The organism is Arthrobacter sp. J156 (genome assembly GCF_056172865.1).
Genome location: NZ_CM149650.1, coordinates 1,992,116 through 2,017,556, shown reverse-complemented (window position 1 = coordinate 2,017,556; position 25,441 = coordinate 1,992,116). Strand labels below are relative to the sequence as shown.

23 protein-coding genes and 1 pseudogene are annotated in these 25,441 nt (G+C 72.6%); 10 read left to right on the top strand and 14 right to left on the bottom strand.

From position 1 onward, the window contains the following. Nucleotides 1–37: 37 nt before the first annotated feature. The 3 genes and pseudogenes from AC0QR5_RS09160 to AC0QR5_RS09150 all read right to left on the bottom strand — a co-directional run. Nucleotides 38–840: pseudogene (locus tag AC0QR5_RS09160) on the bottom strand (SUMF1/EgtB/PvdO family nonheme iron enzyme); the annotation flags it as partial. 27 nt (nucleotides 841–867) lie between these two features. After that, nucleotides 868–1,200, bottom strand: coding sequence for a hypothetical protein (locus AC0QR5_RS09155; protein ID WP_329861628.1), 333 nt, complete (start codon nucleotides 1,198–1,200; stop codon nucleotides 868–870). A 65-nt stretch (nucleotides 1,201–1,265) separates the two neighbouring features. Further along, a complete protein-coding gene (locus AC0QR5_RS09150; RefSeq protein ID WP_329861626.1) occupies nucleotides 1,266–1,658 on the bottom strand; it encodes a PLD nuclease N-terminal domain-containing protein in 393 nt (130 codons plus the stop codon). Nucleotides 1,659–1,712: 54 nt separating this feature from the next. Here AC0QR5_RS09150 and AC0QR5_RS09145 point away from each other — a divergent pair, with 54 nt between their 5' ends. Continuing rightward, on the top strand, nucleotides 1,713–2,012 hold the full coding sequence (locus AC0QR5_RS09145; protein ID WP_329861624.1) for a DUF4229 domain-containing protein: 300 nt from the start codon (nucleotides 1,713–1,715) through the stop codon (nucleotides 2,010–2,012). Here AC0QR5_RS09145 and AC0QR5_RS09140 read toward each other — a convergent pair. Genes AC0QR5_RS09140 through AC0QR5_RS09120 form a run of 5 tightly spaced genes read right to left on the bottom strand, consistent with a single transcriptional unit; the run spans nucleotide 2,009 to nucleotide 7,024 of the window. Continuing rightward, complete coding sequence (locus AC0QR5_RS09140) at nucleotides 2,009–2,902, bottom strand: 1,4-dihydroxy-2-naphthoate polyprenyltransferase (protein ID WP_329861623.1); 894 nt, start codon at nucleotides 2,900–2,902, stop codon at nucleotides 2,009–2,011. The genes AC0QR5_RS09145 and AC0QR5_RS09140 overlap by 4 nt on opposite strands. Nucleotides 2,903–2,939: 37 nt before the next feature. Beyond that, nucleotides 2,940–4,193, bottom strand: a complete 1,254-nt coding sequence (locus AC0QR5_RS09135; protein ID WP_329861622.1) for an AMP-binding protein — start codon at nucleotides 4,191–4,193, stop codon at nucleotides 2,940–2,942. A 3-nt stretch (nucleotides 4,194–4,196) separates the two neighbouring features. Beyond that, complete coding sequence (locus AC0QR5_RS09130) at nucleotides 4,197–5,150, bottom strand: 1,4-dihydroxy-2-naphthoyl-CoA synthase (protein WP_430633018.1); 954 nt, start codon at nucleotides 5,148–5,150, stop codon at nucleotides 4,197–4,199. Between the two features lie 51 nt (nucleotides 5,151–5,201). Further along, a complete protein-coding gene (locus tag AC0QR5_RS09125; protein WP_329861621.1) occupies nucleotides 5,202–5,954 on the bottom strand; it encodes an ABC transporter permease in 753 nt (250 codons plus the stop codon). Next, on the bottom strand, nucleotides 5,951–7,024 hold the full coding sequence (locus AC0QR5_RS09120; RefSeq protein ID WP_329861619.1) for an ATP-binding cassette domain-containing protein: 1,074 nt from the start codon (nucleotides 7,022–7,024) through the stop codon (nucleotides 5,951–5,953). The genes AC0QR5_RS09125 and AC0QR5_RS09120 overlap by 4 nt, the downstream gene beginning before the upstream one ends. A 62-nt stretch (nucleotides 7,025–7,086) precedes the next feature. Between AC0QR5_RS09120 and AC0QR5_RS09115 the strand changes: the two genes are divergently transcribed. Next, nucleotides 7,087–8,058: a helix-turn-helix transcriptional regulator gene (locus AC0QR5_RS09115; RefSeq protein WP_329861617.1), complete on the top strand. Its 972-nt coding sequence runs from the start codon at nucleotides 7,087–7,089 to the stop codon at nucleotides 8,056–8,058. 16 nt (nucleotides 8,059–8,074) lie between these two features. On the opposite strand, the gene AC0QR5_RS09110 is transcribed toward AC0QR5_RS09115, so the two are convergent. Continuing rightward, nucleotides 8,075–8,518 (bottom strand): VOC family protein, encoded by a 444-nt coding sequence (locus AC0QR5_RS09110; RefSeq protein ID WP_329861616.1) that lies wholly within the window; start codon nucleotides 8,516–8,518, stop codon nucleotides 8,075–8,077. Between the two features lie 184 nt (nucleotides 8,519–8,702). Between AC0QR5_RS09110 and AC0QR5_RS09105 the strand changes: the two genes are divergently transcribed. Then, nucleotides 8,703–10,181, top strand: a complete 1,479-nt coding sequence (locus AC0QR5_RS09105; RefSeq protein WP_329861615.1) for an amino acid permease — start codon at nucleotides 8,703–8,705, stop codon at nucleotides 10,179–10,181. An 86-nt stretch (nucleotides 10,182–10,267) separates the two neighbouring features. On the opposite strand, the gene AC0QR5_RS09100 is transcribed toward AC0QR5_RS09105, so the two are convergent. After that, the gene (locus AC0QR5_RS09100; RefSeq protein ID WP_329861614.1) at nucleotides 10,268–11,701 is read right to left on the bottom strand and encodes an MFS transporter; all 1,434 of its coding nucleotides are present in this window, start codon (nucleotides 11,699–11,701) and stop codon (nucleotides 10,268–10,270) included. Nucleotides 11,702–12,019: 318 nt separating this feature from the next. On the opposite strand from AC0QR5_RS09100, the gene AC0QR5_RS09095 reads away from it, so the two are divergent. Genes AC0QR5_RS09095 through AC0QR5_RS09070 form a run of 6 tightly spaced genes read left to right on the top strand, consistent with a single transcriptional unit; the run spans nucleotide 12,020 to nucleotide 17,441 of the window. Beyond that, complete coding sequence (locus AC0QR5_RS09095) at nucleotides 12,020–13,240, top strand: acetyl-CoA C-acyltransferase (protein ID WP_329861613.1); 1,221 nt, start codon at nucleotides 12,020–12,022, stop codon at nucleotides 13,238–13,240. Continuing rightward, the gene (locus AC0QR5_RS09090; RefSeq protein WP_329861612.1) at nucleotides 13,241–14,077 is read left to right on the top strand and encodes an enoyl-CoA hydratase/isomerase family protein; all 837 of its coding nucleotides are present in this window, start codon (nucleotides 13,241–13,243) and stop codon (nucleotides 14,075–14,077) included. Between the two features lie 2 nt (nucleotides 14,078–14,079). Continuing rightward, nucleotides 14,080–14,949 (top strand): 3-hydroxyacyl-CoA dehydrogenase family protein, encoded by an 870-nt coding sequence (locus AC0QR5_RS09085; RefSeq protein WP_329861611.1) that lies wholly within the window; start codon nucleotides 14,080–14,082, stop codon nucleotides 14,947–14,949. Between the two features lie 51 nt (nucleotides 14,950–15,000). Further along, nucleotides 15,001–15,723, top strand: a complete 723-nt coding sequence (locus AC0QR5_RS09080) for a tyrosine-protein phosphatase (RefSeq protein ID WP_329861610.1) — start codon at nucleotides 15,001–15,003, stop codon at nucleotides 15,721–15,723. Nucleotides 15,724–15,732: 9 nt separating this feature from the next. Continuing rightward, nucleotides 15,733–16,320 (top strand): GNAT family N-acetyltransferase, encoded by a 588-nt coding sequence (locus AC0QR5_RS09075; protein ID WP_329861609.1) that lies wholly within the window; start codon nucleotides 15,733–15,735, stop codon nucleotides 16,318–16,320. Nucleotides 16,321–16,370: 50 nt separating this feature from the next. Next, nucleotides 16,371–17,441 (top strand): Rossmann-fold NAD(P)-binding domain-containing protein, encoded by a 1,071-nt coding sequence (locus AC0QR5_RS09070; protein WP_329861608.1) that lies wholly within the window; start codon nucleotides 16,371–16,373, stop codon nucleotides 17,439–17,441. An 11-nt stretch (nucleotides 17,442–17,452) separates the two neighbouring features. On the opposite strand, the gene AC0QR5_RS09065 is transcribed toward AC0QR5_RS09070, so the two are convergent. From AC0QR5_RS09065 to AC0QR5_RS09055, 3 genes are read right to left on the bottom strand one after another with little or no spacing between them, the layout of a single operon-like run. After that, entirely contained in the window at nucleotides 17,453–19,969 is a 2,517-nt protein-coding gene (locus tag AC0QR5_RS09065; protein WP_329861606.1) for a GNAT family N-acetyltransferase, read from the bottom strand. Continuing rightward, nucleotides 19,966–21,303 carry a lysine N(6)-hydroxylase/L-ornithine N(5)-oxygenase family protein gene (locus AC0QR5_RS09060; protein WP_329861604.1) on the bottom strand — a complete coding sequence of 446 codons (1,338 nt, stop codon included), beginning with the start codon at nucleotides 21,301–21,303 and terminating at the stop codon, nucleotides 19,966–19,968. Before AC0QR5_RS09060 ends, AC0QR5_RS09065 begins: the two co-directional genes overlap by 4 nt. Beyond that, nucleotides 21,300–22,868 carry a pyridoxal phosphate-dependent decarboxylase family protein gene (locus tag AC0QR5_RS09055; protein ID WP_430970719.1) on the bottom strand — a complete coding sequence of 523 codons (1,569 nt, stop codon included), beginning with the start codon at nucleotides 22,866–22,868 and terminating at the stop codon, nucleotides 21,300–21,302. Before AC0QR5_RS09055 ends, AC0QR5_RS09060 begins: the two co-directional genes overlap by 4 nt. Nucleotides 22,869–23,210: 342 nt before the next feature. On the opposite strand from AC0QR5_RS09055, the gene AC0QR5_RS09050 reads away from it, so the two are divergent. Beyond that, the gene (locus AC0QR5_RS09050; RefSeq protein WP_329861602.1) at nucleotides 23,211–25,010 is read left to right on the top strand and encodes an ATP-binding cassette domain-containing protein; all 1,800 of its coding nucleotides are present in this window, start codon (nucleotides 23,211–23,213) and stop codon (nucleotides 25,008–25,010) included. 30 nt (nucleotides 25,011–25,040) lie between these two features. On the opposite strand, the gene AC0QR5_RS09045 is transcribed toward AC0QR5_RS09050, so the two are convergent. Further along, nucleotides 25,041–25,337, bottom strand: a complete 297-nt coding sequence (locus AC0QR5_RS09045) for a hypothetical protein (RefSeq protein ID WP_329861600.1) — start codon at nucleotides 25,335–25,337, stop codon at nucleotides 25,041–25,043. Nucleotides 25,338–25,441: the final 104 nt, after the last annotated feature.

Here is a 25,441-nt window from a genome sequence, read left to right as displayed (position 1 = left end):
TGGCTTCGGCAGCCTGGAAGGCGCAGGATCTGCAACCCAAACGGGCCTGCCCTTGGTCCGGACCGGCCGGCGCGGCACCGGGTGAGTGGCGGTGGTAGTCCGGATCGAACCAGTCCGGGCACCATTCCCACACGTTCCCGACCGATTGCCACAGGCCGAATCCGTTCGGCTCGAACGTCCGGACCGGGGCCGTGGTGAGGAACCCGTCATCCTGCGTGTTCAGGCCCGGGAACTCGCCTTGTCAGATGTTGGCGCGCCACCCCCGGCATCGACCTCATCGTCTCCCCACGGGTACGTGGCCGCGTCGATGCCGCCGCGTGCGGCGTGCTACTCCACCTCGGTCGGGAGGCGCCGGCCGGCCCACTCGCAGGACGCCGTCGCGTCGTTCCAGCTGACGTGGACGACCGGGTCATGCCCCAGGCCTTCGATCGAAGAGCGACGGCCGCCCGGACGCCGCCAGTCGGCTCCCCGCACGCCGAGCCGCCAAGGGGCCCCGGCGGTGATGCCCATGACGTCCTCCTCCGGGGCGGCGAGCGCGAGATGGAAGACCGCCGAGAATCCGAACGACTCCGCTTCCGTTGCATACCGGGTGTCCCCGACGAAGCGTGCGAACGCGTCGTTCGTGACCGGCGTCGCGTCGATGAAGAATGCCGCGAGCGAGACCGAATGCCGTGGCACCTCGCCGTCGGCGGGATTGCGGTCCCCCGAGGAATCGCCCATCGTGAACGTTCCCGATGGAATGAGGCACTGCTCGATGTCGTGCGTCGCCCGCCTCGCCCCGGCGGCTGGTTCAGAACCCCTCGACGATCCGAAGACGGGCCGCAGGCCCTGGTCCGGCATGCCGGGAGGCGTGCGGGAGGGCGGGCTTCACGGGCACGCCGGGGTCCCCGACGCGGACGCCGCGGCTCCACCGGGCCCGCTGTCCAACGCGGACTCCTGCTCCAGGTTCGGGTCCCTACCGGCCTCGTTCACGCTCGAACCTTCCTGTGACGGCCTTGGCGCGGCCGTGACGACGTCCTCGATCGCCCGCAAGGACTCGATGCCGGCCCGTGCGCTGGCGGCGTGGGTGCGCCCGGGCTCCGCGACGTCCAGCGTGATGTTCCGTGAGACGGGAGGCAAGGCGTGGCCGCGCAGCTGGTCGGCCGCCTCGGCATCATCCTCAACGGCACCGCCGCATTCCCCTGCCTCAAAGGCCTGCACTCCTCCGCCGGCCCGAAAGACACAGGATCTGCGACCCCAACGTGCCGGACGGGCATCCGGCTGCGTCAGTTCTGGTTGGGGTCCTGCGGCTTGTCCTTCTTCAGCTGCTCTTCCTTGGCCTTGAGCTCGGCTTCCTTGCGGCGCAGCCCTTCCTCGCGCGCCTGCTGCCGGCGCTGGCGCTCCAGGTTCCGGAGGAATTCGGTGTCGTCGTCGGGTGCAGAGGGGCGCGGCGCGCTGCCGCCCCGGTTGCCGGGCGCTCCACCGCCGTTTCCGAAGCGGGGCCGCCCCAGCCAGAACCACAAGCCCGCGCCAATCAGCGGAAGCAGCACAATGGCCAGGATCCACGCCGGCTTGGAGATGCTGCGCACGTCCTGCGGGCGGGTCCTGATGCACTCAATGAGCGCGTAGATCGTGATCGCCAGCGCCACCAGGGACGCCAGGATGATGTTCCTCACCATCCCTACAGTCTAGTCAAGATCACGGCCCAGTTTTACCGCCGGTAGAATGGACCGGTGCAGTTCCTCAAGTACACCGCCCTGCGGCTCGCCCTCTTCTTCACGGTCTTCATCGGACTGGCCTGGGGGTTGCGCTGGAACCTCTACGCCGCCGGAGCCGTGGCCCTCGTCTTCGCCTTCTGCGTGAGCTATCTGTTCTTCAACCGCCTGCGCATCGCAGCCACCGAGGAACTGCGTGACGGGCTGGCCGGGCGCCGCAGCCGCCACAAGGGATCGGTCGAGCTCGACGACGAGGCCGCCGAGGACGGGATCGACCCCGGAGCCGATCCCCGGCCCGGAACCGGACCCCGCGGTTAGGCCGTCCGCAGGGCCACGGTGATCACGAGGCCGGCGGCGAACAAGGCCGCATAGCCGAGGCTGATCATGCCCGTCTGCTTGAGCACGGGAATCATGGCGGCCCGGTCCTGCGCCTTGAGCATCGTCCACGAGGGCACCAGGCACAGCGGCGCGATCAGCAGGACCAGCAGCAGCCACGGGTGGTCGCCGAGCAGGACGAGCGGCAGCAGCAGCGCGAGCGCCAGCATCATGACGTAGCTGATCCGGGCGGCGTCGTCGCCCATCCGGACGGCGAGGGTGCGCTTGCCGACCTCGCGGTCCGTGGGGATGTCCCGGACGTTGTTGGCCATCAGGAGCGCCGTCGCGATGAGCCCGATGCCGATCGCGCCGACCCAGGCCGGCGCGGTGAGGCGCAACACCTGGGTGAACGTCGTGCCGAGCGTGGCGACGAGGCCGAAGAACAGGAAGACGAAGACCTCGCCGAGGCCGAGATAGCCGTAGGGGTTCCTGCCGCCCGTATAGCCCCACGCCGCGAAGACGGCGGCCAGACCCACGAGGACCAGCGGCCACGCCGTCGACACGAGGATCAGCACGGCGCCGGCCAGCATCGCGGCCCCGAAGCAGGCGAACGCGGCGGCCTTGACCTGGCGCGGGGACGCGGCGCCGGAACCGGTCAGCCTCAACGGGCCGACCCTGACGTCGTCGGTGCCCCGGATCCCGTCCGAGTAGTCGTTGGCGTAGTTCACGCCGATCTGCAGCAGCAGGGCGACGGCGGCCGCGAGGAGGGCGCGGACCCAGTGCAGGTTCCCGTCGACCTCGTACGCCGCGGCCGTACCCACGACGACGGGTGCCACGGCCATGGGCAGGGTGCGCAGGCGGGCGCCTTCGATCCATTGGGCGGCAGTGGCCACGGTGATCCTTCCGGGCAGACGGCGGGGTTCCAGCCCCCTATTCTCTCCCCGCCCGCTCCAGCAGCGAAATCGCCGCCTGCCGGTCGGGCTTGCCGTGGGGCAGCAGCGGCAGCGCGTCGAGGACGGCCCAACGGCGGGGGACCGCCGCCGCGCCGAGCTCCGTGCGCACCGCCTGCGCGATCTCCTCCCGCAGACCGGCGGCCGCGGCGGGCGCCTGGCCCGGGGTGGCCCCGCCCGTGTGCGGAACCAGCAGGATTCCGACGGCGGTGCCCCACTCCTCGTCCGGGACCCCCACGACGAGCGCCGCGGACACGCCGGGCACGGCCTCGGCCACCCGCTGCACCTGGCCGGCGGAGACCTTGACGCCCCCCGTGTTCACGACGTCGTCGACGCGGCCCTCGATGACGAGCGTTCCTCCCGCGCCCGGGCGGGCGGAACCGGCGTCGTCCTCCGGGCCCTCGGCCTCGGCGTCCGCGGAGCCGCCCACGGTGCCCAGGTCGTCGGTCATGAACCAGCGCGTGCCGTCCGCGTCGACGCTGAAGTGTCGCCGGTCCAGCTCCGGGTCGCCCAGGTACCCGCCGGCCACGACCTCCCCGCCGATCCAGATCCGGCCCTCCCGCGCGGCGATCCGCACGCCGGGCAGCGGCTCGGCGTCGTAGACGCACCCGCCGCACGTCTCGCTCATCCCGTAGCTCAGGTGGATGCGCAGCCCCTGGCGCCGGGCCTCCTCGCGGAGCGCGTCCGGGGCCCGGCCGCCGCCGAGCAGGATCGCGTCGAAGCGCCGCAGGGCCGCGAGCGTGGTGGCCGAACCGTCGGCGAGGAGCCGTTGCAGCTGGGTGGGGACGAGCGAGGTGATGCGCGTGCGGTCCGTCAGCTGGCCGGCCGCCTCTGTGAACGCCTCGGCCGTGAAACCGCGCGAGAGGTCGAGGGCCCAGGGGCGGGTCCCGGCGAAGAGGCTCCGCGTCAGCACCGAGAGCCCCGCCACGTAGTGCACGGGCAGGGCGAGGAGCCACTGGCCCTCGAAGCCCAGCCGGAGGGCCGTGGCCATCGACGACGCCGCGAGCGACTCCACGGTCAGCGCCGTGCGCTTGGGCGTTCCCGTGCTTCCGGAGGTGCGGACGACGGCGGCCGTCCCCTCGGGCGCGTCCGCCGCGGCCGCGATCCGGTAGGCGCCCGGGGTGCCGCCGGGGAGGAGTTCGACGGCGGGGCCCTCGCCTCCGAGGGCGGCCGTCAGCGCCGCGAGGGCCGGCTGGGCATCGGTGGAGGGGTGCTCGGGGGTCGGGGGCGCCATGGTCTAGAAGTAGTAGGGGTGGTTGGACCAGTCCGGATCGCGCTTGGCGAGGAAGGCATCGCGGCCCTCGACGGCCTCGTCGGTCATGTAGGCCATGCGGGTCGCCTCGCCGGCGAAGACCTGCTGGCCGGCGAGCCCGTCGTCGGCCAGGTTGAACGCGAACTTGAGCATCCGGAGGGCCTGCGGGGACTGCCGGGCGATGTCGGCGGCGTATTCGAGGGCGACGTCCTCGAGCCGCGCGTGCTCGACGGCCTCGTTGACGGCTCCCTTGGCCACCATGTCCTGGGCCGAGTACTCCCGTGCGAGGAAGAAGATCTCCCGCGCGGTCTTCTGGCCGACCTGCCGGGCGAGGAGCGCGGAGCCGTATCCGGCGTCGAACGAGCCCACGGTCGCATCGGTCTGCTTGAAGCGGCCGTGCTCGCGGGAGGCGATCGTCAGGTCGGAGACGACGTGCAGGGAGTGCCCGCCGCCGGCCGCCCAGCCGTTGACCACGGAGATCACGACCTTGGGCATGGTGCGCATGAGCCGCTGGACCTCCAGGATGTGGAGGCGGCCGGCCCGGGCCGGGTCGATCGTCTCGGCCGTGTCGCCCTCGGCGTAGCGGTACCCGTCGCGTCCGCGGATGCGCTGGTCGCCGCCGGAGCAGAAGGCGTGGCCGCCGTCCTTGGGGGAGGGGCCGTTGCCCGTGAGCAGGACGGTCGCGACGTCGGGCGTCATGCGGGCGTGGTCCATGGCCCGGTACAGCTCGTCCACGGTGCCCGGGCGGAACGCGTTGCGGACCTCGGGGCGGTTGAACGCGATGCGGACCGTGGGCAGATCGCGGACGATCGTGCCGTCGGCGGCGCGCTCGACCTGGCGGTGGTACGTCATGTCCTCGAAGTCGAAGCCCTCGACCTCGCGCCAGCGGACGGGGTCGAAGACGTCGGAAACCTGGGGGGGAAGGGCTGCGGTGCTCACCCGCCCCAGTCTAGACCGCGGCCGCGGTCCGGACGGCGCGGGTGCGGCACGTCAGCTGCGGCGCATGGAACGGATCCCGACGACGAGTCCGACGGCGGCGACGGCGACGGCCGCGAGCAGTCCCCACCACACGACGGGCGCGCCGAGCTCGCCACCGAGCAGGGCGCGCTCGGCCGTGACGAGGTGGCTGAGCGGGTTCACGGCGGCCACGGCCCGCATCCAGCCGGGGCCGTCCTCGAGCGGGAGCAGCATCCCGGAGAGGATCAGCAGCGGGAAGATCAGCATCTGCTGTACGCCCCAGAACAGCCACTCGTGCTCGCGGGTCGCGAGCGCCAGGGAGTAGCTGAGCGATCCCAGGCCGATCCCGAAGACCGCGAGCAGCACGAGCCCGGCCGCGAGGCCCAACGGATGGGCCCGGAAGCCGAACGGGAAGGCGATCGCCACGATCACGAGGGCCTGCACGGCGATCGGCACCACTTCCTTCAGGGCGCGGCCGACGAGGAGTGAGGAGCGGGCGATCGGGGCGACGAGCGTGCGCTCGTGGGCGCCCGTCATCATCTCGTACTGCAGGTTCGAGCCCACCGCCCCCGTGCCGAACAGCACGATCATCACGAGGATCCCCGGGACGAACCACTGCAGCGTCTCCGCCGCCGGGGCCCCGGATTGGCCGATCAGCAGCGGCGTGAACAGGCCCAGGAAGACCAGCGGCTGCAGGAGGCTGAAGATCAGCGAGAACGGATCCCGCCGGACGGGCCGCAGCTCGCGGACCAGGACGTTGAAGCTGTCGTTGACGATGCTGCTCATGGCCGGCCCGCCTTCTCGTTCGGAGTGCTGTGCGTGGTGGAGGTGTCGTGGGTGGTGGGGGTGTCGGCGTCCCCGGCGTCCTCGGAGGCCAGGTCGGCCTCGCGCAGCGAACGCCCCGTGAGGGCCAGGAAGACGTCGTCGAGGGTCGGCGGTACCGCCGCCGCGGAGCGGGGCGGCAGCCCCGCCGCGTCGAGCGCCCGGACGATGTCCGGCAGCCGGCCCGCGCCATCGGGGACGGTGACCGCGAGGACGGGGCGTCCGGCGTCGTCCTCCTCCTGCCGTGCCTCGGCGCCGACGGCGGAGGAGAGGGCCGCGCGGGCGTCCTGCGCCCGCGCCGGATCGGCGAATCCGATCGTCACGGCATCCCCGGCGAGGCCGGCCTTGAGGGCGTCCGCGGTGTCGTCAGCTATGACCTGGCCGCGGTCCATCACCATGACGCGTTCGGCGTAGCGGTCGGCCTCCTCGAGGTAGTGCGTTGTGAGGAACACCGTGGTCCCGTGGCTGCGGCGCAGCTGCAGGATGTGCTCCCAGAGGTTCGCGCGGCTCTGCGGATCCAGCCCGGTGGACGGTTCGTCGAGGAACAGCAGCTCGGGAGCGTGGACCAGTCCCAGCGCGATGTCGAGGCGGCGCTTCTGCCCGCCGCTGAGCTGCTGGACCGTGCGCGTGGCGATCGGCCCCAGCTCGAGCGACTCGATGAGCTCGTCGGTGCGCCGTGCGGCCTCGCGCCGTCCCAGGCCGTAGAAGGCGCCCTGGCTCAGCAGTTCGTCCCGGACGCGTTGGGAGAAGCTCCCGCTCGTGCCCTGGCCGACGTAGCCGATCCGGGACCGGACGCCGGCCGGATCGGCCAGGATGTCGCACCCGGCGACGGCCGCGGTTCCGGCCGAGGGGCGCAGCAGGGTGGTCAGGAGGCGCAGGCTCGTGGACTTGCCCGCGCCGTTCGGGCCCAGGAAGGCCAGCAGCTCGCCGCGGGCGACGTCGAGGTCGAGTCCCGCCACCGCCTGCACGTCCTGGCCCTTGGACGTGAAGCGCTTGGCGAGGCCGCGGCTGTGGATGATCGTGTCGGAGTTCATGGAACCCACGCTACGGAGCATTGCGGACAGTTTTAGTCCGCAATGACCGGCAGAATGTAGCCATGGCCGATACGACAGCGCGGACGCTGAACCTGCTCAACCTGCTCCAGACACACCGGCACTGGGGCGGCCCGGAGCTGGCCGTGCGGCTCGGCGTCTCGGAGAGGACGCTGCGCCGCGACGTCGAACGCCTCCGCGAGCTCGGGTACCGGGTCGAATCCGTCCCGGGCGCCGACGGCGGCTACCGGCTGGAGGCCGGTTCGGCCGTGCCGCCGCTGCTGCTGACCGACGAGGAGGCCGTGACGATGGCGATCGGCCTGCGCGTCGCCGCCACCCAGCGACTCGTCGACGGCCCCCACACGACCCTCGCGGCCCTCGGCAAGCTGGAACAGGTCCTGCCCGCGCACTTGCGGCGCCGCGTCAGCGCGCTCGCCGAGTTCGTCCAGCCCGCCGGCCCCGACGCGCCGCCCGTCTCGCCCGACGTCGTCGGGGAGCTGGCCCTGGCCTGCCGCGACCACGAACGCATCCGCTTCGGCTACACCGCCGCCGGCGGCGAGGCATCGAAGCGGCACGCCGAGCCCTACACCCTGGTCCCCGCCGAAGGCCGCTGGTACCTCCTGGCCTGGGACCTCGAACGCGACGACTGGAGGACCTTCCGCGTCGACCGGCTCGACGGGCTCTTCCACACCCGGGCGCGCTTCGATCCCCGGCCCCTGCCGCCCGGCGGCGCCGCCCAGTTCGTGGCCGCCGCGGCGCTCTCGGGACCCCAGCCGCTCGAAGGCCGTGCCGTGATCGACCTCGGCCTCGACCAGGTGCGTGCGGCGTTCGGGCCCTGGGCCGAGGGGGCCGAGGAGATGCCGGACGGGCGGACGTCCTGGCCGATGGGCGGCGCCTCGATCCAGGACGTGCTGTTCGGCTTGTCCTGGATCCCCGCCGGCGTGGACTACGAGGTCCGGCTCCCCGCGCCGGCCCGCGCCGAGCTGGCCGAGATCGCCGCGCGGCTGCTCCGCGCCACCTCCGGACCGGCAGGATGAGGCGTGCCGCCAGGATTCAGCCGAAGCAGAACTCGTTGCCCTCCGGGTCGGCCATGGTGAACCAGGTGAACGGCCCCTGATGGGCCTCGTAGAGGAAGCGGGCCCCGCGCGCCTCGAGGCCCGTGCGCAGCGATTCCTTGTCCGTGTCCGCCTCGGTGAGGTTGATGTCCCAGTGCACGCGGTTCTTCACGGTCTTCGGCTCCGGGACCAGCTGGAACAGGATGCGCTGGCGCGGCTTCTGTCCGAGCTGTTCCGTGGGGCAGATCGCGGCGCCGTCCTTCCAGACGAGCTGCCCCTTGAAGACCCGGGTGTCGTCCTCGCCCGCGTGGCCCTCCTCGATCATCCGCCGGATGAAGGCCTCCTCGGTCGGCTCGACGCTCCACCCGAGCGTCTCGGCCCACCATTCGGCCTGCGCGTGTGGATCGGCGGAATCGACGGTGGTCTGGAGATGGAAGCCCATGGCCTGCTCCTTGCTCGGGGAATCGTCGCTGGCCACCCTACGGTGCGGTGGGCCACCCGTAAAGGGCCGCGAAGGTGTGCTGACAAGGCCGATTAACCAGTGCCCCGGACCGGGGTCCTACACTGTTACGTCCCCTCGAAACGCCCGGCCACATCGATGTGCCCGGATCCCGGAAGGAGTCCGTGTGTCCCACCCCGACCACACGACCCAGGCTGCGCCCCCGCCACACCCCAGGCCGCACCACGCCTCCACGGCCGAGGCTGCGGTCAGCGCGGAGGGCTACAAGAAGACCCTGACGCGCCGCCACGTCCAGATGATCGCGATGGGCGGCGCGATCGGCGTCGGCCTGTTCATGGGCGCGGGCGGCCGCCTCGCCTCCACGGGTCCGGCGCTGATCTTCTCCTACGCGATCGCCGGCGTCATCGCCTACTTCCTGATGCGCGCCCTCGGCGAGTTGATCATGTACCGGCAGTCCTCGGGCTCGTTCGTCAGTTACGCGGGCGAGCTCTTCGGCCCCAAGGGCGCCTTCCTGTCCGGCTGGATGTACGTGCTGAACTGGGTCATGACGGGCATCGCCGAACTCATCGCGATCGGCCTCTACTTCCGCTTCTTCTTCCCCGGGGTGCCGATCGAGGTCTCCGCCGTCTGCGCACTGGCCCTGCTCGTGGCCGTGAACCTGTTCAGCGCCAAGGCGTTCGGCGAGTTCGAGTTCTGGGCCTCCTTCCTCAAGGTCGCCGCGATCGTGCTCTTCCTCGGCACGGGCGCCGTCATGGTGGCCATGAACACGCGGATCGGCGAGCACACCGCCTCCGTCTCCAACCTCTTCGCCTCCGACGGCGGGATGTTCCCGCGCGGCTTCCTGGTCTGCATCCTGGTGCTCAACGCCGTGATCTTCGCCTACAACGCGATCGAGCTCGTCGGCATCACGGCGGGCGAGATGGAGGACCCGGCCCGCGAGGTGCCGCGCGCCATCCGCGCCGTCGTGTTCCGGATCGTCGTGTTCTACGTCGGCTCCGTGACGCTGTTGGCCATGCTGTTGCCGTGGGACCAGTACAAGGCCGGCGAGAGCCCGTTCGTCACCGTGTTCGCGCAGCTCGGCTGGGGCTGGATCGGCGACATCATGAACTTCGTGGTCATCACGGCCGCGCTGAGCTCCTGCAACTCCGGCCTCTACTCGATCGGCCGGATCTTCCGCGCCATGGCCAACAACGGCCACGCCCCGCAGTGGCTGGCCCGGATGAACAAGCGCCACGTGCCCTACGCGGCGATCCTCGCCGTCGGCGGCGTCTACCTGGCCGGGATCCTGCTGAACATCTGGCTCGGCGGCACCTACGCGTTCGACCTGGCCCTGAACACGGCCTCGATCGGCGTCCTGTTCACGTGGGGCTCGATCTTCGCGTGCCAACTCATGCTCCGCCGCCGCCGGGGCAGGGTCTCGCCGCTGCCGATGCCGGGCTCGCCGTGGACCGGTTGGGCGGGGCTCGTCAGCCTCCTCGTCATCACCGTGCTCATCGCCTTCGACTCCATGACCGATCCGGTGACGGGCGAGGTGTTCCGCCTGGGCCTGTACACGGTGGCCTGCATCCCCGTGATCGCCGCGGCCCTGTGGCTCGGCTGGCGGAAGGTCCGCGGCAACAAGCCCGCGAACGACTTCTTCGCCTGAGGACAGGACGACGGCGGGCGCCGGGTTCACCGAACCCGGCGCCCGCCGTCGTCCTGCTTCGGGGGACGGGCCCCCGGGCCGCCGCGCTAGCGCACGGGTGCGGCCCCGGCGTCGTCCGCCAGGATGCCCGTCTCGGCGGCGTCCGGGATCTCGGTGCCGCGGAGCGAGGCGCCGGCCGTCTCCGGCATGAACTTCACGGCCACGAGGCCGATCACGCAGGCGCCCATCATGTACATCGCGGGGAACAGGAGGTTGCCCGTTGCGCCGATGGCGGCCTCGTTGACGTACGCCGCAGTGCCGCCGAACACCGCGGTGGCGAGGTTGTAGGTGATCGCGAAGCCGGCGAAGCGCACGTGGGAGGGGAACATCGCCGGGAACGTCGCCGTGATCGTGGCGAGCTGCGGGATGTAGAGCAGGCCCAGGACGGCGAAGCCGAGCATGGCGAGTAGGAAGCTCTGCCCCATGAGCCAGAACATCGGCAGCGACATCACGAGCAGGCCGATCAGGGAGATGTACCACATGGGCTTGCGCCCGATCTTGTCCGAGAGCCCGCCGGCGAACGGGATGACCGCCATCATGGCGACCTCGCCGACGAGGATGACCGCGAGCGTGGACTGCGCCTCGAGCCCGAGCTGCTGCTCGAGGTACGTCGGCATGTAGCTGATGAGGGTGTAGTTCACGACGTTCAGGGCGATCACGAGGCCCGCCATCACGAGCATGGGACGCCAGTACTCGGCCACGAGGGCCTTGAGGCTGCCGCCCTGCTCCACCTCGCCGCGCTCTTCGAGCTCCTGGAACACGGGGGTGTCCTCGAGCTTGGAGCGCAGGTACAGGCCGATCAGGCCCATCGGCAGGGCCAGCAGGAACGGGATGCGCCAGCCGTACTCCATCATGGCCTCGTCGCTCAGCGCCACCTGCAGCACGAGCATCACGGCCGTGCCCAGGGCGAAGCCGCCGAGCGTGCCGAACTCGAGGAACGAACCGAAGAAGCCGCGCTTGCGGTCGGGGGAGTACTCGGCCATGAACGTCGCCGCCCCGCCGTATTCGCCGCCTGTGGAGAAGCCCTGCAGCATGCGCAGCAGCACCAGCAGGATCGGCGCCCAGATGCCGATCGCCTCGAAGGTCGGCAGCACGCCGATCAGGAACGTCGCGCCGGACATCAGCAGGATGGTGGCGGCGAGGATGGTCTTGCGGCCGAGCTTGTCGCCGAGCGGGCCCCAGACCAGGCCACCGAGGGGGCGGACCAGGAAGGAGATGGCGAACGTCGCGAGCGCCATCGCGGTGCCGCCCTCGGCGGGGAAGAAGTGCGCGGTGATGTACGTGACCGCGACGGCGTAGACGCCGTAGTCGAACCACTCGGTGGCGTTGCCCATGGCGGAGGCGGCGGTGGCCTTGCGGATCTCGCGGCGGCCCTCGACGGTGCCGGTGTCCGGCCCGATGTCCTCGCTGTAGTCGATGGCGGCCGCCGCCTGCGCTTCGGGGGCGGCGGGAGTGGTGTGCTTGCTGTTTTCCGGTGGCATGGCTGCCTTCCCAAGGTCGTTCAGCGTGCGTCGACCGGATGCCTGGCCGGGCCCGGTGGGGCCCCGCAGCAGTGACGGTCCACGATCCGGGGCGTCGCCCCGGAATCGGTCAGCCGTCAAGGTTAGCGAGGGCTTTACTGTTTCGTCAAAACCATCGCCTTTTCTGTGGGGCTTTCGAGGGGAGCGGATCCGCGGGTTGACCGGGGTGGCGGCGGGGTGGGAATCTATTTGTGAACGATTGGTCGGTAAATCGTGCCGCCGTGCCTTCACACCCCGCTGGACGGGTCGTGCGCGGCGTCCGGACAAAGGAGTTGTGACATGGCCGAAGCCTTCCTGGTCGGAGGGGTCCGCACCCCGGTGGGACGGTACGGGGGCTCGCTGAGCAGCGTGCGCCCGGACGACCTCGCCGCCCTCACCGTGCGCGCCGCCGTCGAACGCGCCGGCATCGACCCGGCCCTCGTCGACGAGGTCATCCTCGGCAACGCCAACGGCGCCGGCGAGGAGAACCGCAACGTGGCCCGCATGGCGTGGCTGCTCGCCGGATTCCCCGACACCGTCCCCGGCATCACCGTCAACCGCCTCTGCGCCTCGGGGATGTCCGCCATCACGATGGCCTCCCACATGGTCAAGGCCGGCGCGGCGGACATCGTGGTCGCCGGCGGCGTCGAGTCGATGTCCCGCGCCCCGTGGGTCATGGAGAAGCCGGCCACGGCGTTCGCCAAGCCCGGGGCCTCCTACGACACCTCGATCGGCTGGCGCTTCCCCAACCCCGCGTTCCTCTCCGGCGAGCTCTCCCGCGACGGCAAGGCCGTGTTCTCGATGCCGGAGACGGCCGAGGAGGTCGCCCGCGTGTTCGGGACCTCGCGCGAGGACTGCGACGCGTTCGCGGTCCGCTCCCATGAAAGGGCGCTGGCCGCGATCGAGGCGGGGCGCTTCCGCGAGGAGATCGTGCCCGTGACGGTCAAGGGCCGCAAGGGCGCCGAGACCGTCGTCGACACCGACGAGGGGCCGCGCCCCGGGACCACGGCCGAGGTCCTGGCCGGGCTCCGTCCCGTCGTGAAGGGCGGCTCCGTGGTCACCGCGGGCAACGCCTCGACCCTGAACGACGGCGCCTCGGCCATCATCGTGGCCTCCGAGGCCGCGGTGGCCAAGTACGGGCTGCGCGCCCGGGCGCGGATCATCGACGGGGCCTCCGCCGGCGTCGCGCAGGAGATCATGGGCATCGGCCCCGTGCCCGCGTCGCGGAAGGCGCTCGAACGCGCCGGCCGCACGGTCGGCGAGCTCGCCGCCGTCGAGCTCAACGAGGCCTTCGCCTCCCAGTCCCTCGCCTCGATGCGCGAGCTCGGCCTGGACGCGGGGACCGTGAACAACGACGGCGGGGCGATCTCCCTCGGGCACCCCCTCGGGTCCTCCGGCTCGCGGATCGTCATCACGCTGCTCGGCCGCCTGGAGCGCGAGGCGTCCGCCGGCTCCCTCGGACTGGCGACGATGTGCGTCGGCGTGGGACAGGGCTCGGCCCTGCTCGTGGAGTCGGTCTAGGTGGGGGCGCCGGAGGACGCGGCGTACGACGCCGGGGCCGGGCTGGACGCCTCGGGCTTCGGGACGCTGCGGGTCGAGGAGGTGGGGGACCGCCTGCTCGTGAGGCTGCACCGGCCCGAGGTCCGCAACGCGATCGACCGGGCGATGGTCGATGAGCTGCACGCGGTGTGCGCGTACCTCGAGTCGGTGCCGAAGGTGCTGATCCTGGCCGGGACGGCGTCGGATCCGGAGACCGGGGCGAAGGGGATCTTCGCCTCGGGCGCCGACATCGCGCAGTTGCGTGAGCGGCGCCGCGACGACGCGCTGGCCGGGATCAACTCGACCGTGTTCAACCGGATCGCGCGGCTGCCGATGCCCGTGATCGCGGCGCTGGACGGCTATGCCCTAGGCGGAGGCGCGGAGCTCGCGCTCGCGGCCGACTTCCGGATCGGTACGCCCGCGCTGCGGATGGGCCAGCCGGAGACGGGCCTGGGCATCATGGCCGCGGCCGGGGCGGTGTGGCGGCTCAAGGAGCTCGTGGGCGAGCCGCTGGCGAAGGAGATCCTGTTGGCCGGGAGGATCCTCGACGGGGCGGAGTGCCTGGCCGCGGGGCTCGTGACCGAGCTCGTGGAGGGGCCCGAGCTGCTGGGGGCCGCGCACGCGCTCGCGGACCGGATCGGACGCCAGGACCCGCTCGCGGTGCGGATCACCAAGACGGTGTTCCACGCGCCGCGGGAGGCGCACCCGGTGATCGACACGCTCGCGCAGGGGATGCTGTTCGAGTCGGAGGCGAAGTTCGAGCGCATGCAGGCGTTCCTGGACAAGAAGAGCAGCGGCCAGACGAAGAAGGAGAACTAGGCATGGGCAACATCGAACGTCCGGACGCGCTTCCGGCGAGGGTCGGGGTGCTCGGCGGCGGACGCATGGGGGCCGGGATCGCGCACGCGTTCCTCGTCAACGGGGCCGACGTCGTCGTCGTGGAGCGGGACGAGGCCTCGGCGCAGGCGGCCCGCGAGCGCGTGGAGTCCTCGGCGGCGACGTCGATCGAGCGCGGCGCGGTCGACGGGAACCTGGACGAGATGGCCTCGCGGCTGACGGTCTCCGTCGACTACGCGGACTTCGCGGGCCGGGGCCTGGTCGTGGAGGCCGTGCCGGAGCTGTGGGAGCTGAAGGTGTCCTCGCTGCGTGCGGTCGAGGAGCACCTGGATGCGGACGCGGTCCTGGCCTCGAACACGTCCTCGCTTTCGGTGTCCGGGCTCGCCCAGGAGCTCGAGAGGCCCGGGGGCTTCCTGGGCCTGCATTTCTTCAACCCGGTCCCGGCCTCGACGCTGATCGAGGTCGTCATCGGGAAGCGGACCCGCCCGGAGCTCGTGGACGCGGCCAGGGGCTGGGTGCGGGCGTTGGGCAAGACGGCCGTGGTGGTCAATGACGCCCCCGGCTTCGCGTCTTCGCGGCTCGGCGTCGCGATCGCCCTGGAGGCGATGCGGATGGTCGAGGAGGGCGTGGCGTCCGCGGAGGACATCGACAACGCGATGGTCCTCGGCTACAAGCACCCCACCGGGCCGCTGCGGACCACGGACATCGTGGGGCTGGACGTGCGCCTGGGCATCGCCGAGTACCTTCACTCGACGCTGGGGGAGCGCTTCGCGCCGCCGCAGATCCTCAAGGACAAGGTCGCCCGCGGCGAGCTCGGCCGCAAGAGCGGCCGGGGCTTCTTCGACTGGAGCTGATCCGGCCCGCGACCCGCCCGCGCGGTGTCGGGGTGTGGCAGGGTGTTTCCCATGGAGGAGTCGCGCGGAGAGGGGCGGGAGATGCGCTGGGAGGGCGCCGTCAACGCACGCCACGTGATCGGCGACGTCTACCGCATGGGCCGCAGCGAGTGGCTGACCGGGCGGGGCTGGCGCCAGGCCCACCGGGACGGCATCCGCACGGTGATCGACCTGCGTCATCCGGCCGAGCGCACGCGCCGTCCCAGTGATCCGGTCGTGGGCCCGGAGGCCTGGGAAGGCATCGAGGTGCTCAACCGGCCCACGGAGGACCAGTCGCATGAGGGCTTTATGGAAGCCGTCGGGCCCTACCTGAGCCACCCGCGCTACTACCCGGCGAACCTCGAGTACTTCCCGGACAAGATCGCGGAGGTCTTCCGCGCCCTCGGTGCGGCCGAGGGCGGCGTCGTGCTGCACTGCTCGGCCGGGCGCGACCGCACGGGCCTGATCGTGACCCTGCTCTTGATCCTCGCCGGCCGCCGCGACCTCGTGGTCCCGCAGTACCGGGCGGGCGCCCGCGGGATCAACGAATGGCACAGGATCAGCCCGGTCAAGCACCCCTACGAGCGCCACCTCGACGACGACGAGTTCCGCGAGGCGCTCGTCCCGCGCCTGGAGGTGTTGGAGGAGTTCGCCGACGCGCTCGCCGTCGAGGACTACCTCCGGCAGCACGGACTCACGGAGCGCGAGTTGGCCTCCGTGCGCGCCAAGGCCGGCATCGGACCGCCCGCGTCGTAGCCTGAGGGCATGACCGACTGGACCATCCCCACCCTGTCCGGCGAGCTCGTGGTCCTCGAGCCGCTCTCCCACGCCCACCACGACGGCCTCGTGGACGCGGCGCGCGACGGCGGTCTCTGGCGCCTGTGGTACACCTCCGTTCCGACGCCGGAGGGCATGGCCGCCGAGATCGAGCGGCGCCTGGGCCTGTACCGGGAAGGCACGATGCTGCCCTTCACCGCCCGCCGGCCCGACGGCGGGGTGCTCGGCATGACGACGTTCATGAACATCGACCGCGGACTCCCGCGCGTGGAGATCGGCTCCACCTGGAACCGCGCCTCCGCCCACGGCACGGGCACCAACGCCGAATCGAAGCTGCTGCTGCTCACGTACGCCTTCGAGGTCCTCGGCTGCCCCGCCGTCGAATTCCGGACGCACTGGATGAACCACCAGTCCCGCGCCGCGATCGAACGGCTCGGCGCCAAGCTCGACGGCGTCCTCCGGGCGCACACGCGCATGGCGGACGGCTCCCTGCGGGACACGTGCGTTTACTCGGTCACCGCGGGTGAGTGGGAGCAGGTCCGGTCCGGGCTGCTCCACCGCCTCGAGCGCCGCTGACGGAGGGGCGCACTTGCCAGATGGCCGCCCGGGGGAGTTGGCTGGACGGCATGGCCCAGATCCTCATCCTCGGCGGCACGCGCTGGCTCGGACGCACCCTCGTACGCACCGCCCTCCGGCAGGGCCACGCCGTGGCCTGCCTGGCCCGCGGTTCCGACGCCTTCGAGCCCGGGACCGAGGCGGTGCGCGCCGACCGCGACACCTCCGGCGCCTACGCCGCGGTGGCCGGCCGGCCGTGGGACCTGGTGGTCGAGTTGACGCGCTTCCCCGCCTACGCGCGCTCCGCGGTCGAGGCGCTCTCGCCCGACGCCGCGCACTGGGCCTTCGTCTCCTCCTGCTCCGTCTACGCGCAGCAGTCCGTTCCGGGCGCCGACGAGAACGCGCCGCTGCTGCCGGCCCTCGCCTCGACCGAGGAGTACGCGGACGCGCTCTACGGAGAGGCGAAGGCGGGATGCGAGTGGCTGACCGTGGCGAGCCGCGGCAACGCCGCCCTGCTGGTCCGCGCGGGCCTCATCGGCGGCCCGGGGGACCCGTCCGGACGGAGCACGTACTGGCCCCGCCGCTTCGCCGCGGCCCGCGATGCCGCCGCCGAGAAGGACGGCACGGCGGGTCCGGTCTTGGTGCCGGACGATTCCGCCGCCCCCGGCTCCGTGCAGATCGTCGACGTGCGAGACCTCGCGGCCTTCATCCTCGAGGCCGGCCTGGCGGGGCGCGGAGGCCCGGTGAACGCGGTCGGCGCGGCCATGCCGCTCGGCGACGTCCTCGCCAGTGCCGCGAGCGCCGCCGGCTACGCGGGCCCCACCGCGGGCTACCCGGTGGAGCGGATGGAGCGGGACGGCGTCGACGCGTGGGCGGGCCCGCGCTCCCTCCCGCTCGTGCTGCTGCCCACCCCGGAGTACGCGGGCTTCGCGCGCCGCGACGACGCCCGCGCCCTGCGCTGGGGCCTGGTTCGGCGCCCGCTCGCCGAGACGTTCGCGGACATCCTGGAGGACGACGCCGCGGCCGGGGCCGTGGTGCCCGCGGCGGCCGGAGCGGGACTCGCCCCGCAGGACGAGGCCACGCTCCTGGCCGCGCTCGCCGGCGGGGCCTCCGGCCGGGCTGCCGGGGAACCGGCCGGCTGAGGCCCGCTCCGCTACTGCACGGGCGGGGCCAGCGGGTTGCGCAGCGTCCCCGCGTAGACGAGGCCGCCGACCGTGTCCGCCAGGTCGAGCATCTGCTGGTTGTTGCGCAGCTGCAGGCGGTTCAGGCAGGACAAGCGGAACTCCGGGGCGAACAGCCCGAGCGCGTCGAACTCCGCGGCCAGCTCCGGGTGCCGGTCGCGGTAGGCCAGCAGGCGCCCCCGCGCGACGCCCCAGAACTCCTCCTCGTCCAGGAGCCCCTCGGCCGCGAGCAGTGGGGCGAGGAAGCGCAGGAAGCAGTCGAGGACATCGGTGAAGATCGTCATGGGGCGTTCCTCGTCGGGCGCGTCGACGCGGATCCGCTCAACCGCCTCCGGAAGGGGCATCCGGTCCCCGAGCACGGCGACTTCCTCGGCGAGGTCCTTGTGCAGCACGCGCACGGGGACCCCGTCCCGCAGCACCAGGATGACGTTCTCGCCGTGCGGCATGAACGCCAGGTCGTACGCGATGAGGCAGTGCACGAGCGGGACGAGGTAGGCGTCGAGGTAGCGGGCGATCCACTCGGCCGGCTCGAGCCCCGAGCGCCGGACGAGCGCCGCGGCGAGGGACCGGCCCTCGTGGTCCACGTGGAGGAGCGAGGCCATCGTGGCCGGCGACTCGTCCGGGCCCAACCGGTCGGCAGGGGACTCGCGCCACAGGGCCGCGAGCATCTTGCGGTAGGGCGAGCCGCTCGTCGTCGCCGCCTGGAACAGCGGGTTCTCGTAGCCGACCGCCGCGACCTCCTGGAGCAGTTCCACGCCGCGCTCCGCCAGCTCGGTATCCGCGTCCACGATCCCCTGCAGCCATGCGTTGATGGCCGGGGTGGCCTCCATGTACTGCGCGGAGAGGCCGCGCATAAAGCCCATGTTCAGCACGGACAGGGCCGTCTTGACGTAGCGCTTCCCGGGCGCGGAGCGGTTGAAGAACGTGCGGATGGACTGCTGCGGCTGGTGAAGGTCCCTCCCGGATCCCAGATGCACGAGGTGGCGGCGGGCGACGTCGTTCGCGAACGCCACCGCGAGCTTGTTCCGCCACTGCCACGGGTGCACGGGGAGGTAGAGATAATTGGACGCGTCGTGCCCCGTCCCGGCGAGCGCGCGGCGCAGGACGGCGTCGAACGCCGCGAGCGTGTCCCGCCCGAGCTCCTCGGCGAGCAGGGCCCGGTGGTCCAGCCCGGCCACGGCGGTGTAGCGGCCGCGGGAGGGGTGGATCGCGAGCCAGTCCAGCACGACGGCGGCGCCGGCCTCGGGCGCGTAGTCCAGGTAGTCGTCGGCGCCGAGCCCGATCCGGCCGTTGTTGGCCACGAAGCAGGGGTGCCCCTCCGTCATCGCGGCCTCGATCCGCTGGAAGTCGGCGACGGGATCCCCGGACCCGGCCGCGAGCTCCGCGGCCGTGGCCGTGGAGTGCAGCTGCTTGTAGCAGTGGCTGGACAACGTGCTGCCGATCTCTTCGAGGTAGGTGGGCAGCTGCTCGTCCGCGATCCCGAGCGCCGACTGGAACCGCACCACGAACTCCTGCGCGTCGACGTCCGCCGGCCCGGCGCCGTCCTCGTGCACCAGGCTCGCGGGGTCGACGCGCCAATGGTCCAGGGCGTGCCGCGTGGCGGCGAAGCGGTAGCGGTGCGGGCCGGACTCCAGGACCCATTCCGACGCCGGGGCAGCCCTCCGGGTGCCGCCGGGGCCCGGGGTGCCGGGAGCCGTGGGCGCGGCGGTCGCGGGGGAGGCGTCCGCGGGGACCGGTTCAAGGAGGCGTTCGTGGCTGAACTCGGCGATGGCCTTGGCGACGACGTGGCGGTTGGCGGCGGCCCAGCGCTGCGGGTCGAGGTGGGCGGCGAGGGTGGACGGTCCGCGCGTCGCGGCGGCGAAGCCGTCCCGCGTGCACAGCGAGAGCAGGGCGCGCTTGGCCGGCTGCCCGTCGGCGGCCGGGAGCTCGATCCGCTCGAGGGGCCGGAAGCCGAGGCGGGCGTTGAGCGCCTGCACGGCGGTGTTCCGGGCGTCGGGCTCGACGACGACGCGCAGCACGCCCGGGTCCGCGAACACGTGCTCGAGGGAGGCCCTCATGGCCCGTTCGCTGAAGCCGGCGACCGGCGCGTCGCCGGGGGCGGGGAGCAGGAGATGCAGTCCCGCGTCGCCGTCGCGCCATGCGTAGCGGCCGGCGAGGGGAGAGCGTTCCGGGCGGTAGCGCTCCAGGAGGAAGGCGTCGGCCCCGTCCAGGCGCCCGATCAGGGCGTGGTGGTGGGGGTCGGCGTCGATCCGCCGGTACTCCGCGCGGACCTCGTCCACGGACGCCTGGGGCATGCCCCAGAAGCGGGCGTGCTCCGTGGCGATCCACGCGTGCAGCAGGGCCGCGTCGGCGTCGGGGTCGACGGCTCGGAAGGCGCCGGCCGCGGGCGGCGTGGCGTGGGGGGACGGTGCGGATCCGGCCGCCGTCACCGGATCGACGGCGGGGCCCGGGGTGTCCGGCGCGGCGTGCTCGAGCGTGCTGCTGGTCATCGGGTGGCCTCCTGGAGGTCGAAGTCGAGGGATTCAAGGGGGTCGGGCGCGGCGTCGACCGGCGTGCCGAACTCCTGGAAGGCGATCCGGCGCTCCACCGCGAAGTGCTCCCGCCCGGCGAGGCGGTTGAGGATCACGGAGTTGCGGTAGGCGCCCATGCCGAGGTCCGGGGCGGTGAAGCCGTGCGTGTGCAGCTCGGCGTTCTGCACCAGGACGTCCCCGTGGACGCCGGCCGAGTAGCCGCGGTCCACGTCGAGCCGCCCGTCCGGCAGCCGCCGGATCCGCTCCCCGATCCCGGCCAGGAACTCCGGCTCGCGGTAGGAGTAGCCCGTCGCGAGCACCGCGGCGTCCGCGCCCAGGGCGTGCGCCCCGCCGTCGTCCTGGTTCCGCAGCGCCAGGCGCAGCCCGCCCGGGCCCGGCTCGAGCGATTCGAGGGCCGTGGAGGCCATGAGCCGCACGCCGGCGGCCCCGTCGACGCTGCGCTGGTAGAGCAGCTCGTGGATGTGGTTGACCAGCTCCGCGTTGATCCCCTTGAAGAGGCCCTTCTGGCCGGCGGCGAGGCGGTCGCGGGTGCCCTGCGGGAGCCCGTGGAAGTGGTCGATGTACTCGGGCGAGGTCATCTCGAGGGTGAGCTTGGTGTACTCGAGCGGGAAGAAGCGCTCCGAGCGCGTCACCCACGCGAGCTCCTGCCCCGGGCCGAGCCCGGCCAGCAGTTCCGCGAAGACCTCCGCGGCGCTCTGCCCGGAGCCGACGACGGCGATCCGGCGCGCGGACGCCAGGCCCCGGCGTCGTGCGCGGTATTCGGAGGTGTGGAACGCGGCGCCGGAGGCGAGCGCCGCGGGGGAGACCACGGACGGGACGTGCGGCTGCGTGCCCGTGCCGAGGACCAGGCTCCGGGCCCGGATGCTCCGCGGGCCGTCGGCCGTGGCGAGCTCGAGGACGTAGGAGGCGCCGTCGTGGGAGCAGCCGGCGACCCGGTGGCCGAAGCGCACCGCCGGCAGGCGGGAGGCCGCCCAGCGCAGGTAGCGGTTGTACTCGGCGCGCAGCGGGTAGAAGTCCTCGCGGATGTAGAACGGGTAGAGGCGGCCCGTGTCCTTCAGGAAGGCGAGGAAGGACAGCGGGTGGGTGGGATCGGCCATCGTCACGAGGTCCGCCATGAAGGGGACCTGCAGGTGCGTGCCCTCGAGCATCATGCCCGGGTGCCAGTCGATCCCCTCGGCGGCCTCGAAGACCTGCACGTCGAGCCCCGGAACGGAGCCGGCCAGGGCCGCGAAGCCCAGGTTGAACGGTCCGGCGCCGATGCCGGCCGCGTCGAGGATGCGTGCGGCGCTCATGCCCGGCCCCCGTCCGTGGCAGGGGCAGCGGGTGCGGCGGCAGGATCGGCGCCCCGCGCCAGGAGGGCGCCGTGGGCGAGCACGGCGTCGAGGATCGCGTCGACGTCGTCGGCCGTGGTGCGCGGATTGAGCAGCGTGAGCTTGAGGTGGCGGCGGCCGTCGACCGTGGTCGCGGCGACCATCGCCTCGCCGGAGGCGTAGAGCGAGGCGCGGACGGCGTCGTTGAGCCGGTCCGTGGCCTCCTCGCCGAGCCCCGGCGGGGCGTAGCGGAAGACGACCGTGCTGAGCTGGACCGGAGCCGCGAGTTCGAGGAGCTCCTCGGACCGGACGCGCTCGCCGGCCGCGGAGGCGGTCTCGAGCAGGACATCGAAGAGCGTGCCGATGGCCTGCGTGCCCAGGGACCGCAACGTCACCCAGAGCTTGAACGCGTCGAAGCGGCGGGTGGTCTGCAGCGACTTGTCGACCTGGTTCGGCGCCGCCCCGGCCTCCGCTGCCGGGTTGAGGTACTCGGCGTAGTGGGTGATGTGGGCGAAGTCGGCCCGGTCGCGCACCAGCAGGGCGCTGGATCCGATCGGCTGGAAGAAGGACTTGTGGAAGTCCAGGGTCACGGAGTCGGCGGCCTCGATGCCCGTGAGCATGCCCCGGTGCCGCTCGGAGGCCAGAAGCCCGCAACCGTAGGCGGCGTCGACGTGGAACCACGCGCCGTAGGCCCGGGCCAGGGCCGCGGACTCGCGCAGCGGGTCCACCGCACCGAAGTCGGTGGTGCCGGCGGTCGCGACGACGGCGAGGGCGCGCGTCCCCTCCTGCTCGCCGCGGGCGAGGGCGGCGCCGAGGGCCTCGGCGTCCATGCGGTGCTGCGCGTCGACGGGGACGGCCGTCACGGCGTCGTCCCCGAGGCCGAGCATCGAGGCGGCGCGGCGGATGCTGAAGTGGCTGTCCGCGGACGCGTAGATCCGCAGGTCCGCGAGGCGCTCGGGCAGGCGTCCGGACAGGCCCGCGACGGCCCGGTTGCGGGCCATCAGCAGCGCCTGGACGTTGGACTGCGTGCCGCCGCTCGTGAAGATCCCGTCCGCGTCGGCGCCGAGCCCGGCGAGCCCGGCGGCCCAGTCCACGAGCCGGCGTTCGATGAGCGTGGCGCCGGCGCTCTGGTCCCACGTGTCCATGGAGCTGTTCAGGGACGTGACCACGGCCTCCGCGGCCACGGCGGGGATCGCCACGGGGCAGTTCAAGTGCGCCGCGTAGCGCGGATGGTGGAAGTAGACGGCGTCGCGCAGGTACAGGTCCGCCGACTCGGCGAGCGCGGCGGCGGTGCTGCCGAGCGGGGCGGACAGGTCGACGGCGTCGATGCGCGCCGTGAGCGTCTCGGGCCGCGGGCCGGTCGTGGGCCCGGCGGCGATCGCGATCGCCGCGGCCGCCGCGAGGGTGGCGGCGCCGGACTCGGCGACGAAGCGGTGGGCGGTCTCGGCGCAGAGCAGGGCGTCGGCGAGGGACCCGGACGTGGGCGCCAGCGGGGCACCGGGCGTGGGCGCCAACGGGGAGTCGGGCGTGCGAGTGTGGGTGGACATGCGTCTCTCCTGGGGGATGGGGAGCAACGGCGAGGTTCTTGACGCATCAAGTAAGCCTTGCCTAATACGCCGACATTAAAGGCACGCGCGGCATCCCTAATACAAATAATGTAATCTTCTTCACGCTTTACGTTCCGGGGTTGCGGCGCCCTGTACGGGCGCGCTATGGCCGCATCCGATTGACAAAGGCCAATCGGATGCGCGACGCTGGAGGTGTCCTGTCCCCGAGGTTGGGAAAACCGTTGAAGACGTTGCACGCCCGTCACTGACCGGCACCGGTCGCCCCCGCCCGCGGTACCACCGCCCGGCGGCCCTCCGGTGCATCCGTACCGAGGAGACCCCGTGCAGCACAACCACCACCCTTCCCGCGCGCCCCATGCAGCCACCCACGCGCCCCACCCGCTCGCTGACGGCGCCGCACGGACGGTGGACCGCCCGGCCCCGCCGCCGCGTACCGCCGGCGCCCCGGTCGTCCTGAGCGGCCTCGGATTCGCCTGGCCCGACGGCCGCCCCGTCTTCACCGACCTCGATGCCGTGTTCTCCGGCGGCCGCACCGGAATCGTCGGGCCCAACGGCACGGGCAAGACCACCCTGCTGCGGCTCGTCGCCGGCGAGCTGGCACCCACGGCCGGCCGCGCGCGGACCCAGGCGCCGGCGTCGTACCTGCCCCAGCGACTGACCCTCGACACGGAGCGCACCGTGGCCTCGCTGGCCGACATCGAGGGCGTCCGCCGCGCCCTCCACGCCGTGCTCGCCGGGCGCGAGGAGGGCTTCGAGGCGAACCTCGAGGCCGTCGGCGACGACTGGGACATCGAGGAACGGGCCGTTGCCGCCCTCGCCTCCTACGGGCTGCCCGCGACCGGACCGGAGTTCCTGGACCGCACCGTCGGCACGCTCTCCGGGGGCGAGGCGATGATCGCCGCGCTCGCCGGACTCGAGCTCGCCGGGCGGCCCATCACCCTGCTCGACGAGCCCACCAACAACCTCGACCGCGAGGCCCGGCACCGCCTCTACGCCGCGATCGAGCGCTGGAAGGGCACCGTGCTGGTCTCGAGCCACGACGCCGAGCTCCTGCGCCGGGTGGACGCCATCGCCGAGCTCCGTCCGGACGGCCCGGCGGCCGCGCACGGCGCCGTCCGGCTCGTCCACCACGGCGGCGACTGGGACCACTACCTCGCGGTCCGGGAGGCCGAGCGGGACCTCGCGGAACACCGCGTCCGCGACGCCGCCGCGGCCCTGGCCGCCGAGAAGCGGCAGCGGATCGAGGCGGAGACCAAGATCGCCCGGCGGGCCCGGCAGGGCCGCCAGGCCGGCGAGTCGCTGCCGAAGATCCTGGCGAACGAGCTGCGCAAGCGGGCCGAGGAGAGCGCCGGGAAGATGCGCGGCCTCCAGGGCTCCCGCGAGGCGGACGCCGCGCGCGGGCTGCAGGAGGCTCGCGACGCGGTGCCGGAGGACGCCGCGATCCGGATCGAGCTGCCGGGAACCCGGGTGCCGGTCGGGCGGACCGTCCTCGACGCCGCCGTGACGCCACTGCCGTCGGCGGTGGTGTACGACGACGGGGCTCCCCTTCCGCCCGGCGCCCGCCTGGTGCTGCGCGGACCGGAGCGGGTGGCCCTGACCGGCCGGAACGGGAGCGGGAAGACGACGCTGCTGGCCGCGCTCGCCGGCGCGGCCGCCGTCCCGTTCGGGTACCTGCGGCAGCGGATCGACGCCGTCGTCCCAGACGCTGGCGGGGCCGTGCGCGGTGCAGGCGCGGAGTGGGCGGGGCTCGACGACGAGGCGAGCGTGCTGGACACCGTCCGCGCGGCGGCACCCGGTGCGCCGCCCGGGGCCGTGCGCGAGCAGCTCGCCCGCTTCCACTTCCGCGGCGCCCGTGTGGAGCAGCCGTCCGGACAGCTCTCCGGAGGGGAGCGGTTCAGGGTGGCCCTGGCCCGGATCCTTCTCGCGGACCCGTCGCCGCAACTGCTCCTGCTCGACGAGCCCTGCAACAACCTGGACCCGGTCTCCGTGGACCAGCTCGTCTCCGCGCTGGGCGCCTACGCCGGGGCGCTTGTGGTGGTGAGCCACGACGACGCGTTCCTGGAACGGCTCGGGCCGCTGCGGCGCTGGGAGCTCGCGCCGCACGCCGCGGAGGAGGGGTGACCCGGCGGCGACGTCCCGACCGCGCGGAGGCTAGAACCTCCGGGCCGTCTCCACCACCTCGTCCGGCGCTGGCTGCCCGAGCTCTTCGTAGGCGCGGAGGACCTTGCGCGCCCGCTCCAGCTTCAGGCGCTCCTTGGGGCTGTTCTCGATGCGCTGGTCTGCCGGTCCGAAGATCGAGAAGCCCAGGTACTGCAGCCGCCAGCGGACCCGGTAGCCGCGGGTGAGCCCCGTCGTGTCCGTGACGATGGGCAGGGGGGTGTCCGGGTTGGGGGTCATCGGTTCCTCGCTGGAGAGTCGGCTCGAGGGGCGCATCAGGCGCTCCTCCAACAATAGATTGTACACAAATCATTTGTGCGCAAAGTAAATAGCTCGACGACATCCGGAGGGCCAATCGATGGGACGATGGGAACGTGCGCTCGACGGGAGGCGGA

Excerpts from the sequence above, each read along its gene's own strand:
- AC0QR5_RS09055 (WP_430970719.1), bottom strand. The coding sequence starts at position 22,868 with ATGTCCACCCACACTCGCACGCCCGACTCCCCGTTGGCGCCCACGCCC.
- AC0QR5_RS09110 (WP_329861616.1), bottom strand. The coding sequence starts at position 8,518 with ATGGGCTTCCATCTCCAGACCACCGTCGATTCCGCCGATCCACACGCG.
- AC0QR5_RS09150 (WP_329861626.1), bottom strand. The coding sequence starts at position 1,658 with ATGGTGAGGAACATCATCCTGGCGTCCCTGGTGGCGCTGGCGATCACG.
- AC0QR5_RS09135 (WP_329861622.1), bottom strand. The coding sequence starts at position 4,193 with ATGGCGCCCCCGACCCCCGAGCACCCCTCCACCGATGCCCAGCCGGCC.
- AC0QR5_RS09060 (WP_329861604.1), bottom strand. The coding sequence starts at position 21,303 with ATGAGCGCCGCACGCATCCTCGACGCGGCCGGCATCGGCGCCGGACCG.
- AC0QR5_RS09075 (WP_329861609.1), top strand. The coding sequence starts at position 15,733 with ATGACCGACTGGACCATCCCCACCCTGTCCGGCGAGCTCGTGGTCCTC.
- AC0QR5_RS09065 (WP_329861606.1), bottom strand. The coding sequence starts at position 19,969 with ATGACCAGCAGCACGCTCGAGCACGCCGCGCCGGACACCCCGGGCCCC.
- AC0QR5_RS09080 (WP_329861610.1), top strand. The coding sequence starts at position 15,001 with ATGGAGGAGTCGCGCGGAGAGGGGCGGGAGATGCGCTGGGAGGGCGCC.
- AC0QR5_RS09070 (WP_329861608.1), top strand. The coding sequence starts at position 16,371 with ATGGCCCAGATCCTCATCCTCGGCGGCACGCGCTGGCTCGGACGCACC.
- AC0QR5_RS09125 (WP_329861621.1), bottom strand. The coding sequence starts at position 5,954 with ATGAGCAGCATCGTCAACGACAGCTTCAACGTCCTGGTCCGCGAGCTG.
- AC0QR5_RS09095 (WP_329861613.1), top strand. The coding sequence starts at position 12,020 with ATGGCCGAAGCCTTCCTGGTCGGAGGGGTCCGCACCCCGGTGGGACGG.
- AC0QR5_RS09085 (WP_329861611.1), top strand. The coding sequence starts at position 14,080 with ATGGGCAACATCGAACGTCCGGACGCGCTTCCGGCGAGGGTCGGGGTG.
- AC0QR5_RS09115 (WP_329861617.1), top strand. The coding sequence starts at position 7,087 with ATGGCCGATACGACAGCGCGGACGCTGAACCTGCTCAACCTGCTCCAG.
- AC0QR5_RS09120 (WP_329861619.1), bottom strand. The coding sequence starts at position 7,024 with ATGAACTCCGACACGATCATCCACAGCCGCGGCCTCGCCAAGCGCTTC.
- AC0QR5_RS09100 (WP_329861614.1), bottom strand. The coding sequence starts at position 11,701 with ATGCCACCGGAAAACAGCAAGCACACCACTCCCGCCGCCCCCGAAGCG.